Origin of the sequence: Haloplanus sp. HW8-1, assembly GCF_023703795.1 — an archaeon.
Lineage (GTDB): Archaea > Halobacteriota > Halobacteria > Halobacteriales > Haloferacaceae > Haloplanus > Haloplanus pelagicus.
The window spans coordinates 2,204,154-2,221,614 of sequence record NZ_CP098518.1 but is presented as its reverse complement, the minus strand read 5'-3'; the positions used below and the strand labels follow the sequence as shown (position 1 = coordinate 2,221,614).

Annotated in this window: 16 protein-coding genes; 11 read left to right on the top strand and 5 right to left on the bottom strand. The window is 63.0% G+C overall.

The window, feature by feature from the left end; all coding sequences use genetic code 11:
* Window positions 1-172: 172 nt before the first annotated feature.
* Window positions 173-529: a hypothetical protein gene (locus NBT82_RS11815; RefSeq protein ID WP_251328318.1), complete on the bottom strand. Its 357-nt coding sequence runs from the start codon at window positions 527-529 to the stop codon at window positions 173-175.
* Between the two features lie 353 nt (window positions 530-882).
* Entirely contained in the window at window positions 883-1,419 is a 537-nt protein-coding gene (locus NBT82_RS11810) for a hypothetical protein (protein WP_251328317.1), read from the bottom strand.
* 654 nt (window positions 1,420-2,073) lie between these two features.
* On the opposite strand from NBT82_RS11810, the gene NBT82_RS11805 reads away from it, so the two are divergent.
* The gene (locus NBT82_RS11805; RefSeq protein ID WP_251328316.1) at window positions 2,074-2,214 is read left to right on the top strand and encodes a hypothetical protein; all 141 of its coding nucleotides are present in this window, start codon (window positions 2,074-2,076) and stop codon (window positions 2,212-2,214) included.
* A gap of 20 nt (window positions 2,215-2,234) precedes the next feature.
* Here NBT82_RS11805 and NBT82_RS11800 read toward each other — a convergent pair whose 3' ends face one another.
* Window positions 2,235-3,533 (bottom strand): site-specific integrase, encoded by a 1,299-nt coding sequence (locus NBT82_RS11800; protein WP_251328315.1) that lies wholly within the window; start codon window positions 3,531-3,533, stop codon window positions 2,235-2,237.
* 74 nt (window positions 3,534-3,607) lie between these two features.
* On the opposite strand from NBT82_RS11800, the gene NBT82_RS11795 reads away from it, so the two are divergent.
* From NBT82_RS11795 to carB, 9 genes are all read left to right on the top strand, one after another.
* Window positions 3,608-5,443 (top strand): FAD-binding protein, encoded by a 1,836-nt coding sequence (locus NBT82_RS11795; protein WP_251328314.1) that lies wholly within the window; start codon window positions 3,608-3,610, stop codon window positions 5,441-5,443.
* Window positions 5,444-5,633: 190 nt separating this feature from the next.
* Window positions 5,634-6,053, top strand: a complete 420-nt coding sequence (locus NBT82_RS11790) for a type IV pilin domain-containing protein (protein ID WP_251328313.1) — start codon at window positions 5,634-5,636, stop codon at window positions 6,051-6,053.
* A gap of 196 nt (window positions 6,054-6,249) precedes the next feature.
* Window positions 6,250-6,675 (top strand): type IV pilin domain-containing protein, encoded by a 426-nt coding sequence (locus NBT82_RS11785; RefSeq protein ID WP_251328312.1) that lies wholly within the window; start codon window positions 6,250-6,252, stop codon window positions 6,673-6,675.
* A gap of 202 nt (window positions 6,676-6,877) precedes the next feature.
* Window positions 6,878-7,333, top strand: a complete 456-nt coding sequence (locus NBT82_RS11780) for a type IV pilin domain-containing protein (protein WP_251328311.1) — start codon at window positions 6,878-6,880, stop codon at window positions 7,331-7,333.
* Between the two features lie 76 nt (window positions 7,334-7,409).
* Window positions 7,410-7,634: a DUF7996 family protein gene (locus tag NBT82_RS11775; RefSeq protein ID WP_251328310.1), complete on the top strand. Its 225-nt coding sequence runs from the start codon at window positions 7,410-7,412 to the stop codon at window positions 7,632-7,634.
* 64 nt (window positions 7,635-7,698) lie between these two features.
* Entirely contained in the window at window positions 7,699-7,950 is a 252-nt protein-coding gene (locus NBT82_RS11770) for a DUF8006 family protein (protein ID WP_251328309.1), read from the top strand.
* Window positions 7,951-7,990: 40 nt separating this feature from the next.
* Window positions 7,991-8,521, top strand: a complete 531-nt coding sequence (locus NBT82_RS11765; protein WP_251328308.1) for a DUF5815 family protein — start codon at window positions 7,991-7,993, stop codon at window positions 8,519-8,521.
* A gap of 58 nt (window positions 8,522-8,579) precedes the next feature.
* Complete coding sequence (locus tag NBT82_RS11760; protein WP_251328307.1) at window positions 8,580-8,792, top strand: hypothetical protein; 213 nt, start codon at window positions 8,580-8,582, stop codon at window positions 8,790-8,792.
* Window positions 8,793-8,935: 143 nt separating this feature from the next.
* On the top strand, window positions 8,936-12,169 hold the full coding sequence (gene carB, locus NBT82_RS11755) for a carbamoyl-phosphate synthase large subunit (RefSeq protein WP_251328306.1): 3,234 nt from the start codon (window positions 8,936-8,938) through the stop codon (window positions 12,167-12,169).
* A 4-nt stretch (window positions 12,170-12,173) separates the two neighbouring features.
* Here the strand turns inward: carB and NBT82_RS11750 are convergent, their stop codons facing one another.
* Complete coding sequence (locus tag NBT82_RS11750; protein ID WP_251328305.1) at window positions 12,174-12,995, bottom strand: NAD(+)/NADH kinase; 822 nt, start codon at window positions 12,993-12,995, stop codon at window positions 12,174-12,176.
* Window positions 12,996-13,195: 200 nt separating this feature from the next.
* Here NBT82_RS11750 and NBT82_RS11745 point away from each other — a divergent pair, with 200 nt between their 5' ends.
* The gene (locus tag NBT82_RS11745; RefSeq protein WP_251328304.1) at window positions 13,196-14,350 is read left to right on the top strand and encodes a KaiC domain-containing protein; all 1,155 of its coding nucleotides are present in this window, start codon (window positions 13,196-13,198) and stop codon (window positions 14,348-14,350) included.
* A 2-nt stretch (window positions 14,351-14,352) separates the two neighbouring features.
* Here NBT82_RS11745 and NBT82_RS11740 read toward each other — a convergent pair whose 3' ends face one another.
* Window positions 14,353-17,445, bottom strand: coding sequence for a glycosyltransferase (locus NBT82_RS11740; protein ID WP_251328303.1), 3,093 nt, complete (start codon window positions 17,443-17,445; stop codon window positions 14,353-14,355).
* Between the last annotated feature and the right edge of the window lie 16 nt (window positions 17,446-17,461).

Below are 17,461 nucleotides of genomic sequence, written 5' to 3'. Positions count from 1 at the left end.
AAAATACGGGATCACCTACCCCGAAGGCTCCCATCCGACAGAGTCCCCTGAAAATTACTGTGCAAGTTAGCTTCTCACCACAATTTCCGATGCGTGAAAGGAACCAAGGGGAAACATCGTCCCAACACTCGAACCGCTCTGAGACTTCTCTGACGGGTTCGTTACTAATCGATCAATAGAGTCTCGCGTTGACCGTCATCGACTTCACGTCTCGCGTCTCGGTATCAGCCGTCACCTTGAACGTCATGTAGCCGTCGCCCTCGGGAAACTCAACTCCTTTGGAGAACACGACAGTGACGGTGTCGTCGGGGATACCGTGGACGTCGTCGACTGTCGCGTTGAACAGCATTGACGACAGTGACGTATCCGTAAGTGTAGCCAAGTCGCCTGTGTGATCCTCGACGGCGTCATCGGTGGGCGAAAGGCTACGTGCATTGTTCCGTATTACGTGCTTGCTCTCGGCGTCTATGTCGGTAATGACGGTTGCGAAGTCGTGCGTCTCGCTCGTGGCGCCCGTGCTTTCGGACATCACGATTGACCAAACGGCGGGCACACACTTCATATCAGGCCTCACGGCGTATATCGATTATTTGATAGTATTTTCATATCCCCAAGTCGAACAAAGGGTAGAGACATGGGGTATCACGATTAGAGGCGTATTGGAAGTGTCAGAACACGGGGGAGGGGATCAGGGTGTAGAGATTGATACCAAAAATATCTGGACGAATCCAATCATGATACTGCATGGGCTACCTCTATCCTCCGAAACGGCTTTCGATCAAGCTTCTAAATTACAGGCTGTAAAGACGCGTAATTATATTCGGGGATTGTGGAACTACGACGAATTCACAGTACATGTCGGCTAAATGGAGATGACCCTTGCTAACTTAACCAGAATAGAGGATTGATATACCAGATTGGTTGTATTAATGTTTCGGACGAAATTGCCCACACAGCTATTATCTGCATGGTGAATCCAAAAAATAGCCAAACAAGGCCGATATTCGTGATTACTGTATTATTCGCTAACCGTCTCACCTTCTCTTCATCAAGGTATTCTTTTCCACCAGTTGGCCCACCCACAGTATCCATAGACTGAGCGGTGATTGGTTCACTTCCCAGAATGTCCGCTTCTACAAGCATTATGAAAGTACCCAACGTACTGAATACGAGACCATAGACTTGAGGGGGCATATAAGAGACGGAATCTATAATTATCATCGGTAGTGTCACTTTGCCAAATGTCTTAAAGATACCACTACCTTCGTCCAAATATTCTTCAGCTAATATTTTTTCACTCGTATTAATACTCTCTTCGTCAAGTTCTTTGTCGGGGTGATCACTGAGTTGAGAATCAAGTAAAGGGATTAGATTCCTCCGAATCCACTCGATTCTCCCTTCTCGTGTTATTGGGACCATATGCAGGATATAATAGTCCAGTCACGTATGATTTTGCTTCATGTCCTGTATCTCTGACCTTTCTCTCGCCGTTCCTCCCACTCGCCACTTGCGGTCAGTGTCTGAGTGTCTGAATATGGTACGTGTGATTTCACAGCGGCCCTCATATGCATTTTCAGAACCTCAACGAGTGGAGGAAGGGGGAAACATCATCTATGGCCTCAAGGCTCTGAAATTGGTATATGTTGGGCAACGTCGTACCATTACAGACGGACTGTGTGCTTTCGTATCGTCTGGTGAAAGAGAGTCGGAGACCCTCTAAGGAATCTGCCCCTATCGTGCATGTGCGCCCGCCCGCGCTGTGCCGGGTTAATAATATACTCCCACTTCCATATTACACTCTACACCTGTTCATCTGGAGGAGAAGATATATTTGAAAACAAATGACTCCGAAGTGATGATGCTCACATTAACCAGAGTATTATTATTATATGTTTACCGCCGTTTCATTTTACGCACGTGCGTATGGGCTATCCCCGCGTCGATCCTTGGGGTTTCGATCCGTGAATCTCCGTCCCGTCCCTGATATTTTTATACTGGACAGCCAAATTCACAGACGCAAGTGGAAAGCATTTCTCGGGCGAGCGGGTCACGCCGCCGCACCGAGCGAAAACCATGACTAAGGTAACACACTACCACTTGCGAATCCTCGACAATGCCGACAACCCCGCCGCCGACGTTGCCCGTCTGATCCTCCGCCACGAGGGGGAGTTTCCCGTGGCGGACGAAACGACGGACGGCGTCGTTGCCGATTGAGGGGGTTTCGGTGATCGAGGTTACTCGTCACCAAGGAGTTTGTCGACTAACTCGGGGTTCTCGACGGCCACCTCTGGATTCTCTTTCACATACTCACGAATAGCATCAATAGCCTCACGTTCCGCATCGGAGTCGGCTTGCTTCGCTCCCTCGTGGACGACATCCTCAACTTGCTGTTTCGCCTGCTGTGCATCGGGGGTGAAGACAGTCCCACAGTTTGAACACGCCTTTGCATTTGGTGGCTGAGGCTCGTCGCAAGTCGGGCAGGTGTCGGGCGTCAGGGCGCTTTCTCGTTGTTGGGGGTCACGCCCCGCGTCAGCGGATCGGCGGGCAGCGTCAATGTAATCCTCGTCAGTCAAATGCTGGTATGTCGTTTCCATCACGGACGAGTCTTCATCATGCCCGATTAGGAACTTCACAACCGACGGGTCCATGTCGTAATCCCTGATACAAACCGTGACAAAATAATGCCGCCAATTGTGGGCATGAAAGGGCTTGTCCACTTCCGCCCGCTCTACAATCTTCTTGAGTCGGTATCGGATAGCGGGGGCAGAGAGATATTCGCCGTCACCCTCGGTATTGCTTGCTGAGGGGAGCGACGTAATCAGATAGTCGTCTCGTTCCCCAGTCGGATGTTTGTTGACCCAATCTCGAACAGCGTTCGTCGCACCAAGTAATGGACGCTTCTTTCCCGTCTTATCCGCACCTTTCAGCCCTAATTCGTCAGTATTGAGGTAGTAAACGTTTTCTTCAAGATCAATATCCTTCAGTCGGAGCGTCTGAATAGCACGGATACGTTGTCCCGTATACAGTAGAAGTTCAATCAGGCACCTGTCCCGTGCATTATCACAGGCATCCCGCATCCGTTGGACTTCTTCACGGGTGAACATATCCCGTTCATCAACGGAAGTATCATTCTCACGCTTTTGCAGGGGGATTTCATCTGGGTCAATCTCGGTATCGTGAAATCTATAGAATTTCGTCGCACCTGCCTGACGCTGTCGCACCGTCTCGACGGCCAAATTATCCAAGAAGGTGCTAAAGACCGACCCAAGGGAATTGAGACTATGATCGAGTAGATCACGGTCGGACTCTTTGGCAATCAATCGCATAGATCGCCCGTAGCTTTCGAGCGAGTTGTACGACAGAGTTTCAGTCTCACCCCGTTCATTTGTGTACGACTGTGATAGGTCATTGTCGTCAAACGCTGACAAGAACCGTAATATTGCCTGTGTGTCGGAGTCCGACAATTCCGAGTCTTTAATCCGTTCCCGTTCTTTCGCGTACTTGTGAGACGGATCGTCCCCGCGTCGGGCCATGATTGCCCTTCACGGGATAATAGGAAAGATGTTATGCAAAGTTCAGCAGCTCAAAACCTGAAGTTCTGGTAACCATGCACGAATACGACGTCATCGTGGTCGGCGCGGGCGGAGCAGGCCTGCGCGCGGCCATCGCGGCACAGGAAGCGGGCGCGGACGTGGCGATGGTCACGAAACTCCACCCCGTCCGGAGTCACACGGGCGCGGCGGAGGGCGGGATCAACGCCGCGCTCCGCGAGGGCGACGACTGGGAACTCCACGCCTACGACACGATGAAGGGCGCGGACTACCTCGCCGACGCCCCGGCAGCGGAGGCGCTGACCCAGGAGAGCCCCGAGGAGGTCATCCAACTCGAACACTGGGGGATGGCGTTCTCCCGCGACGACGACGGCCGCGTCTCCCAGCGGCCCTTCGGTGGGCTCTCCTTCCCGCGGACGACCTACGCGGGCGCGGAGACGGGGCATCACCTCCTGCATACGCTGTACGAACAGGTGGTCAAACGGGGCATCGAGGTGTTCGACGAATGGTACGTCCTGAACCTCGCCGTCTCCGACGAGGAACGACCGGAGGACCGGTCGTGTCACGGCGTGGTCGCCTACGAGACGGCGACGGGGAACGTGGAGGCGTTCACCGCCCGGGACGGCGTGATCCTCGCCACCGGCGGCCTGGGTCAGGTGTACGACCACACCACGAACGCCGTCGCGAACACGGGCGACGGCGTCGCGATGGCCTACCGGGCGGGCGTCCCCGCGGAGGACATGGAGATGATCCAGTTCCACCCGACGACCCTCCCCTCGACGGGCGTCCTGATCTCGGAGGGGGTCCGCGGCGAGGGCGGTATCCTCTACAACGAGGAGGGCGAGCGGTTCATGTTCGAACACGGCTACGCGAACAACGACGGCGAACTCGCCTCCAGGGACGTGGTCTCGCGGGCCGAACTGACCGAGGTCAACGAGGGTCGCGGCATCGAAGACGAGTACGTCCACCTCGACATGCGTCACCTCGGCGAGGAGCGCATCGTCGACCGACTGGAGAACATCCTCCATCTCGCGGAGGACTTCGAGGGTGTCGACGGCCTCGAAGAGCCGATGCCGGTCAAACCGGGCCAACACTACGCGATGGGCGGCATCGAGACCGACGAGTTCGGTCAGACCTGCGTCGACGGGCTGTACGCGGTCGGTGAGTGTGCCTGTGCGAGCGTCCACGGGTCGAACCGCCTCGGTGGCAACGCTCTGCCGGAACTCATCGTGTTCGGCAAGCGCGCCGGGCGACACGCCGCGGACGAGGACCTGGGCGAGCCGCGAGTGACGGTCGGCAAGACGGACGAGGTCGACCCGGGTGACGTCGAGGTGCCGGTCGAACTGGGCGAGCCGTGGGAGACGAACGCCGACGCGGTGGCCGACGGCGGGGCGACCGCCGACGCGGCGGCGGCCGTCGTCAAGCGGACGCTCGAACGCGAGCGCGAGCGAGTCGAACGCCTGCTCGAACGCGACGAGGGGACCAAACACTCCGACATCCGCGCGGCGGTCCAGCGGACGATGACGGAGAACGTCAACGTCTTCCGCGAGGAGAGCGCGCTGAAGGAGGCGCTGGTCGACATCCACGCCGCACGCCAGCGCTACCGCGACGTGTCCGTCGCCGATCCGTCGAGCACCTACAACACGGACCTGATCCAGACCATCGAGACGCGGAACCTGTTGGACATCGCCGAGATGATCACCGTCGGTGCCCTCGCCCGCGAGGAGTTCCGCGGCGCCCACTGGCGCAAACAGTATCAGGAGCGGCGGGACGAGGAGTGGCTCAAACACACGATGGTGTCCTGGTCGGACGGCTCGCCCGAACTCTGGTACAAGCCGGTCGTGCTGGACGGCGAGAACCAGACCTACGAGCCGAAAGAGCGGAGCTACTGATCGGCCGAGTGCGGCGTGATCGGCGTCACTGCGGGCGGTGGCCGACGCCGTCATCCGCGTTCGATTATATTGGTTGATAATTGGGCGGTTGATTTATCAGTCGCGGCTCCGACTCTCCACCGAGCACGTCGACGCGTGTCCGTGCGGGAGCGGCTTCCCCCCGGCTCCGGCCCGGCGTGTCACCACAATCATGAACGTCAAACAACTACTGACGGACGACCGGGCGGTCAGCCCGGTCATCGGCGTCATCCTGATGGTGGCCATCACCGTCATCCTCGCCGCCGTCATCGGCACCTTCGTCCTCGGCCTGGGCGACCAGGTCAGCGAGAGCGCACCGCAAGCTAGCTTCAGCTTCGACTTCAACATGACGAACAGTCCGGGCAACGTCACCATCACCCACGAAGGTGGTGAGACGCTCGAAAGCGGGAACATCAACGCGACCGGTGACGAGGGCTCCGGACTGACGGGGACCGGCTTCACATCCACGATCCAAGCAGGGGATTCAGCCACGTACGGTGACGTCCAGAACGGCGAGACGATCCGCGTCATCTGGACCAACCCCGCCGGTGGCAGCACCAACACCATCGCCCGCGCCACCGCACCGCAGTAAACCACCGCGCTTCGCGGTTCGTTTTTTCGAACACCGAACCGAGAGACTTCGGAGTGACATCCGAATAAAATATCTTGTGTGATAACTGGCCAGTTGATTTATCCCTATTCCCACCCCATCGACGATCACACACGTCGACGCGTGTCCGTGCGGGAGCAGCGATCCCCCCGGCTCCGGCTCGGCGTGCCACGCAACCATGAACTTCAACCAACTGCTCACGGACGACCGTGCCGTCAGTCCGGTCATCGGCGTCATCCTGATGGTAGCCATCACCGTCATTCTGGCCGCCGTCATCGGCACCTTCGTCCTCGGTCTGGGCGATCAGGTCAGCGAGAGCGCACCGCAAGCTAGCTTCAGTTTCGACTTCGACAGTGGCAACGTGACCCTCACCCACGAGGGCGGCGAAACGCTCGAAAGTGGGAACATCAACGTCTCCGGTGACGACACCGCAACCGGGGGTCCGAACGGCGTGAGCGCCACGACTCCGTTCAGTGATCCCATCGACGCGGGCAGCACGGCCGAGTACAGCGGGGTCGACGGCGGCGAGACGATCCGCGTCATCTGGACCAACCCCGCCGGCGGCAGCACCAACACCATCGCCCGCGCCACCGCACCGCAGTAATCCGTCCGCGACTCGTTTTTTGCCCGGCCGACGGCGAGTGGATACGCCAGTCTTCGACGTGACGGCCGAATAGAGTATCTCCCATGATAATTGGCCGATTGATTTATTTCGGCGCCGGTTCGATTCACGACCACGACACGTCGATGTGTGCCCGTGCGGGAGCAGCGATCCCCCCGGCTCCGGCTCGGCGTGCCACGCAACCATGAACTTCAACCAACTGCTCACGGACGACCGTGCCGTCAGTCCGGTCATCGGCGTCATCCTGATGGTAGCCATCACCGTCATTCTGGCCGCCGTCATCGGCACCTTCGTCCTCGGTCTGGGCGATCAGGTCAGTGACAGCGCACCGCAAGCCAGCTTCAGCTTCGACTTCGCCGACGGCGGCGACGGATTCGGCGGGAACGCGAACGACGTCGTCAACATCACCCACGAGGGTGGCGAGACGATCGAGAACTCGACGCTGTCCGTCAGCGGCGACGGCACCAACTCCCTGTCGTACGTCGCCAACGATTCGAACTGGGGCGACGACGACGTGGTCTCGGCGGGGGACCGGATCTCCTTCGAGAAGGTCAACAGCGGCGAGACGATCCGCGTCGTCTGGACCAACCCGAACGGCGGTAGCACCAACACCATCGCCCGCGCCACCGCGCCACAGTAAGGCGCGCTCCGGACTTTCGATCGTCGGCTCGAAACGGGACCGTCACCCTCAGTAGCGGTCGGTTCCTACGACCCGTATGGACATCGACGCCCTCCCGACTCGGGATACCCTGCTGGTGGTCGTCCTCCTCGTGGTCGGCATCGGCGGGTCGGGAATCGCCCGCGGACTGCTCCACGAACGGGGATACGACGCACTCGCGTCCGCCGTGTTCGTACTCGGCTACGGAACGATGGTCGTGCTGTTGTGGTGGGGGTGGCTCAGGCCGCTCGACATCACCGGCCCGAACGGTCGAGAGGAGTAGCGGCGTCGACCCGCGTCGGTAAACGGAACTTTAATGCCCGATTCCGGGCGAGTTGTGAGTACGAATGCTCCCGTTACAGGTCATCGACAGTTTCCTGCTCAACTACAACGTCGGGCAGGCGCTGCTGTTGGTCTTCGTCCTCGCCACGGTCGGGGCGCTGCCGCTGAAGTCGCGACGGATCATCGCCGCGAACGCGACCGTGTTCGGCCTCGTGTTCATCATGACGCCGCAGTCGCTGGCGCCGGTCCACTACCTGTTTCTCGGCATCGTCCTGCTGGTCGTCGGGCCAGTGCTGTGGGTGACGGCCGAGCGGTGAGGAGCGCGACGTTTAAGCGGACGAGGATGCAATCGGTTGTATGACGAAACCGGGTGTCCCGGGCGAGACGCGTGCGATCGACCTCCCCTGTGGGGAGGCGGTGCCCGTCACGGAGTTCGACCTGGGGATGCGGGAGTTCGAGTGTCCCTGTGGCGACGCACACGCCGTCGTGGTGGACGTCCACCCGCCGGAGCGGTTCCTGCCGGAGTTTCTGGTCGACGTGTTGCGCGAAACCGTCGAGACGACGAGCGAGGAGATGCCCGAGTTCGACACGCCCCACCTGCTGGGCGTCGTGCTGGAGGAGTTCCCGGCACAGGTGGCGACGGCGGACCTGAGCGAGGACGGCGACGTGGGCTATGCCCTGCTTTGGGTGACCGGGTTCGACGCCCGTCGTCTCCACGAGGTCGTCGTCGAACTCGTGATCGAACTGATGGAACACGCGGTCAGCCACGCCGAGGACGACGCGACGATCCAGGAGTTCGAACGGCAGATGCTCGATTTCGACGTGGGGGCGTTCGTCGAGCAGTACCGTGCGGAGCGGGACCTGGACGCCGAGGACGTGTACGTCTGACGATCGTCGGACGGCCGTCTCACTGAACACTAAGACGTTCCCGGCCGTTGTGAGACGTATGCGCCCCCAGTCGACGCAGTACGAGCAACTTCGGGGCGTGCTCTCCGAGGCCGACGAACCGTTGACCGCACGCGAGATCCTGTCGCTGTTGGAAGAGCACGAGGAGTTCGAAAGCGCCCACCGCGTCGCGACGATCCTCGGCCGCTGGGCGGAGGAGGGTGACGTCGAAGTGTTACAGGGAAGTCCGTACCGCTATCGCCTGAACACCTGACCGGCCGCCGGTATCGGCCGGCACGCGGTCGCTCCCCGGCGACGCCCGTCGTCACGTGACGACGATTTCGAAATCCGTAATTTCGTTTCGTATCTCGTACTGTTTCGTCGGGCTTATTACGATGTGCGGACTTCGATTCGACGATGACCGACGAGGCCACCGTGGCGGAGACCCCCGCCACCGAATCCGAGAACCGGACGATACTGTTGATCGGAAGCGGCCCGATCCAGATCGGACAGGCCGCCGAGTTCGACTACTCGGGCGCGCAGGCCTGCCGAGCCCTGCAGGAGGAAGGCGCTCGGGTCGTCCTCGTCAACTCGAATCCCGCGACGATCATGACCGATCCGGAGATGGCCGACCGGGTGTACATCGAACCCATCACGACCGAGGCCATCTCCGAGATCATCCGGCAGGAACAGCCCGACGGCGTGATCGCCGGTCTCGGCGGCCAGACCGGGCTGAACGTCACCGCCGAACTCGCCGAGGAGGGCGTTCTGGAGGAATACGACGTGGAGATCATGGGCACCCCCCTCGACACCATCTACGCGACCGAGGATCGCGACCTCTTCCGCCAGCGGATGGAGAACATCGGCCAACCGGTCCCCGCGTCCACGGTCATCTCGCTGGAAGCGGAGGAGTCCGCGGAGGCGATGAGCGAGGCCGCCCTCCGCGACCGTGTCGAGACCGCCGTCGACGAGGTGGGTGGACTTCCCGTCATCGCGCGGACGACGTACACCCTCGGGGGCTCCGGATCGGGCGTCGTCGACGACATGGATCAGCTCATAGAGCGCGTCCGGAAGGGACTTCGCCTCTCCCGGAACGACGAGGTGCTCATCACGGAGTCCATCGCCGGCTGGGTCGAACTGGAGTACGAGGTGATGCGCGACGCCGACGACTCGACGATCATCATCTGCAACATGGAGAACATCGACCCGATGGGCATCCACACCGGCGAGTCGGTCGTCGTCACGCCGTCGCAGGTGATCCCGGACGAGGGCCACCAGGAGATGCGCGACGCCGCGCTCGAAGTCATCCGCGAACTCGGCATCCAGGGCGGCTGTAACATCCAGTTCGCGTGGCACGACGACGGCACGCCCGGCGGCGAGTACCGGGTCGTCGAGGTGAACCCGCGTGTCTCCCGCTCCTCGGCGCTCGCCTCGAAGGCGACGGGGTACCCCATCGCCCGCGTCACCGCGAAGGTCGCGCTCGGCAAGCGGCTCCACGAGATCGAAAACGAGATCACCGGCGAGACGACGGCGGCGTTCGAACCCGCCATCGACTACGTGGTGACGAAGGTGCCGCGGTGGCCGATCGACAAGTTCGACGACGTGGACTTCACGCTCGGGCCGGCGATGAAGTCGACGGGCGAGGCCATGTCGATCGGGCGCACCTTCGAGGAGTCGCTCCTGAAGGCGTTGCGCTCCTCGGAGTACGATCCCGCGGTCGACTGGGCGGACGTCGACGACGGTACCCTCGAACGCGAGTATCTGACCCGGCCGAGCCCGGACCGTCCCTACGCCATCTTCGAGGCGTTCGACCGCGGCTACGCCGTCGACGAGGTCGTCGACCTGACGGACATCAAGGAGTGGTACGTCGAGCGGTTCAAGCGCGTCTCCGACGCCGTGACGGCCGCCGCCGAGGGCGACTTTACCGAGGCCGCGGTCAAGGGCGTCACCAACGCCGAGATCGCGGCGACCGCCGGCGCCGACGTGGGAAGCGTCGAGACGGCGGTGCCCGGTCGCACCTACAAACAGGTCGACACCTGCGCCGGGGAGTTCGCCGCCCAGACGCCGTACTACTACTCCTCGCGCAAGCCGGAGTTCGTCACCGGACCGTTCGAGGGCGACGCGGCCGCGGGCGAACTCCGCGTCGACCGCGACGTCGAGAGCGTGGTGGTCGTCGGCGGCGGCCCGATCCGTATCGGTCAGGGCGTCGAGTTCGACTACTGCTCGGTCCACGCCATCCAGGCGCTCCGCGAGGAGGGGATCGACGCCCACGTGGTCAACAACAACCCCGAGACGGTGTCGACGGACTACGACACCTCCGACGGCCTCTTCTTCGAGCCGATCACCGCCGAGGAGGTCGCGGACGTGATCGAGGCGGCCGACGCCGACGGCGTGATGGTGCAGTTCGGCGGCCAGACGTCGGTCAACATCGGGCACCCGCTCGAAGCGGAGATCCAGCGTCGCGACCTCGACTGTGAGATCCTCGGGACGAGCGTCGACGCTATGGACCTGGCGGAGGATCGCGATCGGTTCAACCGCCTGATGGACGAACGCGGGATCGCCCAGCCCGAAGGTGGCTCCGCGACCAGCGAGGCCGAAGCGCTCGAACTCGCCGCCGACATCGGCTACCCCGTCCTCGTCCGCCCCTCCTACGTCCTCGGCGGGCGCGCGATGGACGTGGTGTACGACGACGAGGAGCTGAAGGAGTACATCGAGGAGGCGGTCCGGGTCTCGCCGGACAAGCCGATCCTCATCGACGAGTTCCTCGACGACGCGGTGGAACTCGACGTGGACGCCGTCGCCGACGGCGAGGACGTCATCATCGGCGGCGTGATGGAACACGTCGAGTCCGCGGGCGTCCACTCCGGCGATTCGGCGTGTATGATCCCGCCGCAGGCCGACGCGGTCCGCGACGTGATGGACCGCGTGCGCGAGGTGACCGTCGAGATCGCACGCGAACTCGGCACGGTCGGCCTGTTGAACGTCCAGTTGGCCGTCAAGGACGACACGGTGTACGTCCTCGAGGCCAACCCGCGGTCCTCGCGGACGGTTCCCTTCGTCTCGAAGGCGACGGGCGTCCCCATCGCGAAACTCGCGGCGAAGGTGATGGCGGGGGACGCTCTCGACGACCTCGACGCCCACGAGCAGATCCCCGAGCAGGTGAGCGTCAAGGAGGTCGTCCTGCCCTTCGACCGCCTGGAGGGGAGCGATCCGCGCCTCGGGCCGGAGATGAAGTCGACGGGCGAAGTGATGGGGACGGCCGAGCACTTCGGCAAGGCCTACGAGAAAGCACAGTCGGCAACGGGCAAGGCCATCCCCACCGAGGGCGTCGCCGTCGTCGACCTGTCGGCCGCGGAGTTCCCCGACCCCGACAGCGAGGCGGGGCAGGCTCTGCTCGATGGCTTCGCGGACTTCTTCGACGTCCGGGAGTTCGACGACCTGCGCGGGGCGATCCGCGCCGGCGAGGTGGACGTGATCGTCTCGCGGAACCGCGAGGCGCTCGAAGTCGCCGTCGAGGAGGACGTGACCTACTTCTCGACGCACGCCTCCGCCACGGCCGTCCTCGAAGGCCTGCGCCACCACGACGACCCAATCGACGTGCAGGCCACCTCGGACCGCCCCAAGCGCCGGACGAAGTGGGGCGGCGAGTAGGGACCTACTCGAGTTTCCCGAGCGCCTCGAAGAAATCCGAGGTGGGGCCGGCGACGCGCATCGGCGAGTCGGCCCGCGCGACCTGGACCTCCGCGGGTGTGTCGAGTTCGCGGAGCACCCGTCCGTCGCCGACCACGATCGCCCGATCGGCGCCCCCGACGGTCACAGTGATCGTGCTGTCCGGGCCGACCACGAGCGGTGGCATCCCGTCGCTCGCACACATCTCGTTGACCACGACGGCGTCGACGCCGGGATGGACCAGCGGACCGGACTCGCTGAGGTTGTACGCCGTGCTACCGGTCGGCGTCGCGACGAGGACGCCGTCGGCACGGCTCTCAGAGTACCGCGACCCGTCGACACGAACGTCGACGTCGATGCCGCCGCCGGGCCCCCTGATCGACCCCTGAACGACCACCTCGTTGGTCGTCGGCGGCGCGGTCCAGCCGTCGCCGCTGGCGGCCAATCGCGGCGTCTCGCGCACCGTCAACTCGCCGGCGCGAAAGGCCGCCACCTCGTCGAGGACGGCGTCGACCGCCTCCGCCGGGCCGACGGCGTTGAGAAAGCCGACCTCGCCGAGGTTGACCCCGAGGATGGGCGTACCGTCGGCGCCGCGAGCGGCAAAGAGGAAGGTACCGTCGCCACCGATACTCACCACGAGGTCGCAGGCGTCGAACGCCTCGATGGGCGTTCCGTCGATGTCGAGCGTCTCGGCGGTCGTGGTGTCGACGGCCACCGACACGTCCTCCTCGTGAAGCCGCCGGCGCAACTCGGCCGCGAGGAACGCTGCCCGGCTGTTGTCCTTCTGTGCGACGAGACCGACGTCCATACCCCGCCCTCGCCCCGTGAGAAAAAAAGCCCACCGAACGGGCAACATTCATCACACCCGCGACCGGAGTGCACCCCGATGGGACAGCACGTGGGGGCGGGTGTTTGGATGAGCCACCGGAGAGGAGTGGGTAGCCGCCGCCACCAGAATCATCAGAGTGGCCGCTGCCACCGAACCCAGCGGAGAGATCACGTGGCCCCATGAGCGACGACGACTGGTTCGAACGGGCCATCGGCCAAGACGACGACGCCGATGGCTCCGAGGAATCCGAGGTACCGGAGGAGGAGCCCTCGCGGACGGGGGACGCGGGCGACGGCGACGTCCGGACAGAGACGGGGCACGACGACACCGTTCCGTCCCCGGAGTCGGACTCGGAGTCCCCGGTCGAGCGCCCCGGCGACGCGGCGGACGCGTTCGCTGATCTCGGCGACGAGGTCGACGACGGCGGCGAGGCCGGCGGCGACGGTGGCGAGGTCGACGGCGGCGACGGGGGGTCACCGTTCGACGAGGACTTCGCGAGCGCCTTCCAGAACGCGCCGGACCCGCAGGGTGGCGTCGGCGGCGACGAGGGCGCGGGGGCGGCGTTCGGCGGCGGGCCGGGCGGCCCAGGGGGTGGCGCCGGCACCGAGCCGTTCGACGAGGACGAGTTCGAGTCGGCTATCGAGCGGATCGACCTCGGCATCGAGGGACTCGACGACATGATCCTCGGCGGCGTCCCAAAACGCTCGCTCATCTCGGTCATCGGATCGGCGGGGACCGGGAAGACCACCTTCGGCCTCCAGTTCCTCAATCGGGCGCTGACCGAGGGCAAGCGCGGCGTCTACGTGACCTTGGAGGAGAGCACCGACCGCATCTTCGACACTGCCAGGGAGAAAGGCTGGTCGTTCGCGGAGTACGCGGACGAGGGTCGACTCGCTATCGTCCACCTCGACCCGGTGGAGATGGCGAACAGTCTGGCGAGCATCCGGAGCGATCTGCCGGAACTGGTCAAGGATTTCGGCGCGGACCGCCTCGTCCTCGATTCGGTGTCGCTGCTGGAGATGATGTACGACCACCCCTCCGACCGCCGTAGCGAGGTGTACCAGTTCACCCGGTCGCTCAAGGAGGCCGGCGTGACGACGCTCGTGACCAGCGAGGCGAGCGGCGACGATCCCTACAGCTCACGATACGGCATCATCGAATATCTCGCGGACGCAGTGTTCGTCCTCCAGTACGTCCGCCCGTCGGACTTCCAGGAGACGCGACTGGCCGTCGAGATTCAGAAGATCCGCGACGCGAACCACTCCCGGGAGACCAAACCGTACGAGATCACCGACGAGGGACTGTCGGTCTACCGGCAGGCGAACATCTTCTGACGCTAACCGGTCGCGGTACGGTTGTCGAAGCGATAGAGTCGGGTCGAACCGGTTACACGAACCTGGGTCCGGCGGTGCGTGTCGTTCACCGCCGCGAGGACGTCGTCGTCGTCGGTCTGGTGCCGGACGATCCAGACGGTGTCGTGGTCGGTCGCCCGGTCCGAGAGCTGTGTCAGTGCCCGATCCGTCACCTGGGGGCTCTCGCGGACCAACACCACCTCGGTGTCCGGCCCGTCGTAGTAGTACATGACGCTGTTCTCGATCCAAGTGGGCTGGATCACGAGCAGATCCGTCTGGTCGATGTCGTCTTCCACGTGGTCGGTCAGTCCGCGCCAGTCCTCGACGCTCTCGCCGGTGTAGTAGCCGAGGCCGGTCGTGGCCGCTCCCAAGAGGATGACGACGCCGAAGACGATCTGCCACGAACGATGCCACCGGAGGTTGACGAGGCCGCGGGCCGAGAGAACGTACAGTGGCAGGCTGGCCGCGAGCGTGTAACGGGGGAAGTAGATGGGAACGACGAAGTAGGAGACGACGAAGGGGACGATGATTGGTACGACGAATCCCACGACGAGGAAGCTCGATTGGCCGAGGTCGTCCATCTGGTACTCGTAGCCTGCGCCGTCGTCGTCGACCCTGTGGACAATACACGACAGAAACAGCGTGACGTTGAACGTCAAGAGCACGAGAATCGCGGCGATCCAGGTAACCGTCGAACCGCTGAGGATCGGGTAGAGGGAAGGAAAGCCGGCGTACATCAACAGCGTGTCCCGGAGCAGCGCGGGCGAGGGATCGGGGAGCCAGGTGATCGCCGCCCCACCAGCCCCACCGACGAGGCTACCGACGACCTGCTGGCCGAGGATCGCCGCCCACGGACTGTACAGTACGGCGAGGACGACCTGGACCCGGAGCCATCGGCGGCGAAACGCCGCGTCCGTCCCGGTGATGATCGTATAGACGTGCTGTGCCGCGAGAACGAAGACAGCATAGACGTGTGTGTACAGCATTCCGACCGTCGTCAGGACATAGAGGAGGTCGGTCCGCCGTCCCGGCTCGGGGAGCCGAACGTACGCGTACCACGACGCCAGCGCCAACGCCGTGAGGAGGCTGTACATCCGGATGTTGCGGCCGAAGTGGATGTGCAGCGTCGATACAGAAAGGATGCCGGCCGCGACGAGGCCGGTCGCGTCGTCGTACAGTTTTCGGGCGAACAGATAGAGCAGCAGGATCGACAGCAGAGAGAACGCGACCGAGAGGAGGCCAGCGGCGACGCGCGTGTCACCCGCGAGGTGAAACCAGAGTTTGAGCAAGAGGAAGTACAGCGGCGGATGGGGATCCTGTGGGACGACGAGCAGATCGGGGATCGACATCGCCGTTCGGTTCGCAATCGTGTAGATCTCGTCGACCCAGAGGCTCCACCGCGTGAGACCGTAGAGCCGGAGCGCGGCGCCGATGGCGACGATCCCCGCGAGAAGCACCAGCCGGCGGCGGCGAGTGAGCGACACGCTCGTATCGCTCGTCGTCGGGACGACGCGAGTGTCGCCCGACCCGTCGGCCCACCCGCCCGAACCACCGTCAGCCTCCCCGCCGGTGGTGAAGAGGGCGCTGTGCGAAGAGAGCACGCCCGACTCGTCACCCACCAAGTTCCGTCCGATATGGGTCGTCTTCTCCCAGTCGAACCTGCCGCGGTACGTTCTGAGGATCGCACGGACGTCGGCGATCCACTGGAGGAACCAGTAGAGATACAGCGTCAGTACCACGATCAGTGCCCGCCGGAGCTTCGTGAGAGCCGGCCGGTCGGAGACGAGCCAGTATCCCCGCGCGTAGAGCACGGACACCATGATCATGAACGCCAATCCCAGGGAGAGGACGCCCCGAACCAGCACCGACGGCGCGGCGCCGGCCATGTTCGCCAGCCAGAAGACGAACACCAGGCCGGCGATGTTGATCGGGCCGAGGTGAGGGAGCAACGACTGCCAGTAGAGATGGAACCGCTGACGGAGCGTCCCGGGCGGATACTCGACGTACTGAAGGAACGTGTAGAGTTTGCCCTGCTTCCAACGGGTTCGCTGGCTAATCCACCCGTCAAGGTCGAGCGGCGACTCCTCGCGTGTCCGCTCGGACAGGTACGCGAAGTCGTAGTCCGCAACCCAGAGGAGCAGTCCGAGTTCGAAATCCTCGGTGATGTTCTCCGGATCCCACGGAATCGCCCCGGAGAGATCGTTCGCGGCGAGCCACTCCAGATCGGCATCCGACCACGGGTCGCCGTGTCGTTCGTAGCGGAACTCGGACGCCGCTTCGAGGACGGATCGGCGGAAGAAACACGAAGTGCCGCCGAGCGGGATGGGGTAGTCGACGTGAGCGAACGCGGGGATGACCTCCTCGTACCAGTAGCCGTACTCCGCCCGAAAGAGGAGGTTCAGCCAGCCGTCGTCCTCGTTCACCATGTCGAGTCGACTGAGGACGAAGTCTGCACCCTCACGGACGACCGTCGCCGCCTCGTGGAACGTGGCCGAACCGACGATGACCTCGGCGTCGACGATCCCCACGAGGTCGCCGTCCGTGTGTTCGAAGCCGTAGTTGAGTGCACGCGGTTTGTTCGGCGAACCGGGGTACTCCGGGTGAACCGTCAGGACGTCGAAGGGGAATCGCTCAGCCAGTTCGGTCGCCACCGTGCGGGTCTCGGTGTCGTCTGGTTCGAGGAGGACGACGACATTGAGACGGTCGGCGGGATACGATGAATCGTAGATCGATCGGATCGAGTTCGAGAGGACCTCCGCCTCGTGGTATGCCGGAACGAGAACGTCGACGACCGGGAGCGACGCGTCGTCGGACACCGTCCCGTCGGGAGGGGGTGCCGGGCCGTCGGTTCCCGGTGTGCCGACGGCGGGCAGGGCGAGACGGAGTCGGCGGATTCCCTGATCGAGCCACCGCTGGGCCAGCGGATAGTAGTTGTAGAAGTTGATCAGCGTCCAGACCATCCCCAGAACGACCGTCACCAAGACGATGAATCCGATCGCGATCCGCCGGGGCCAGATCTCAACCGCGGACTGAACGAACTGTGACGTGGTGGACCACAACGCAGGGAGCCAGTTCACTAGCCCTCCGATAGAG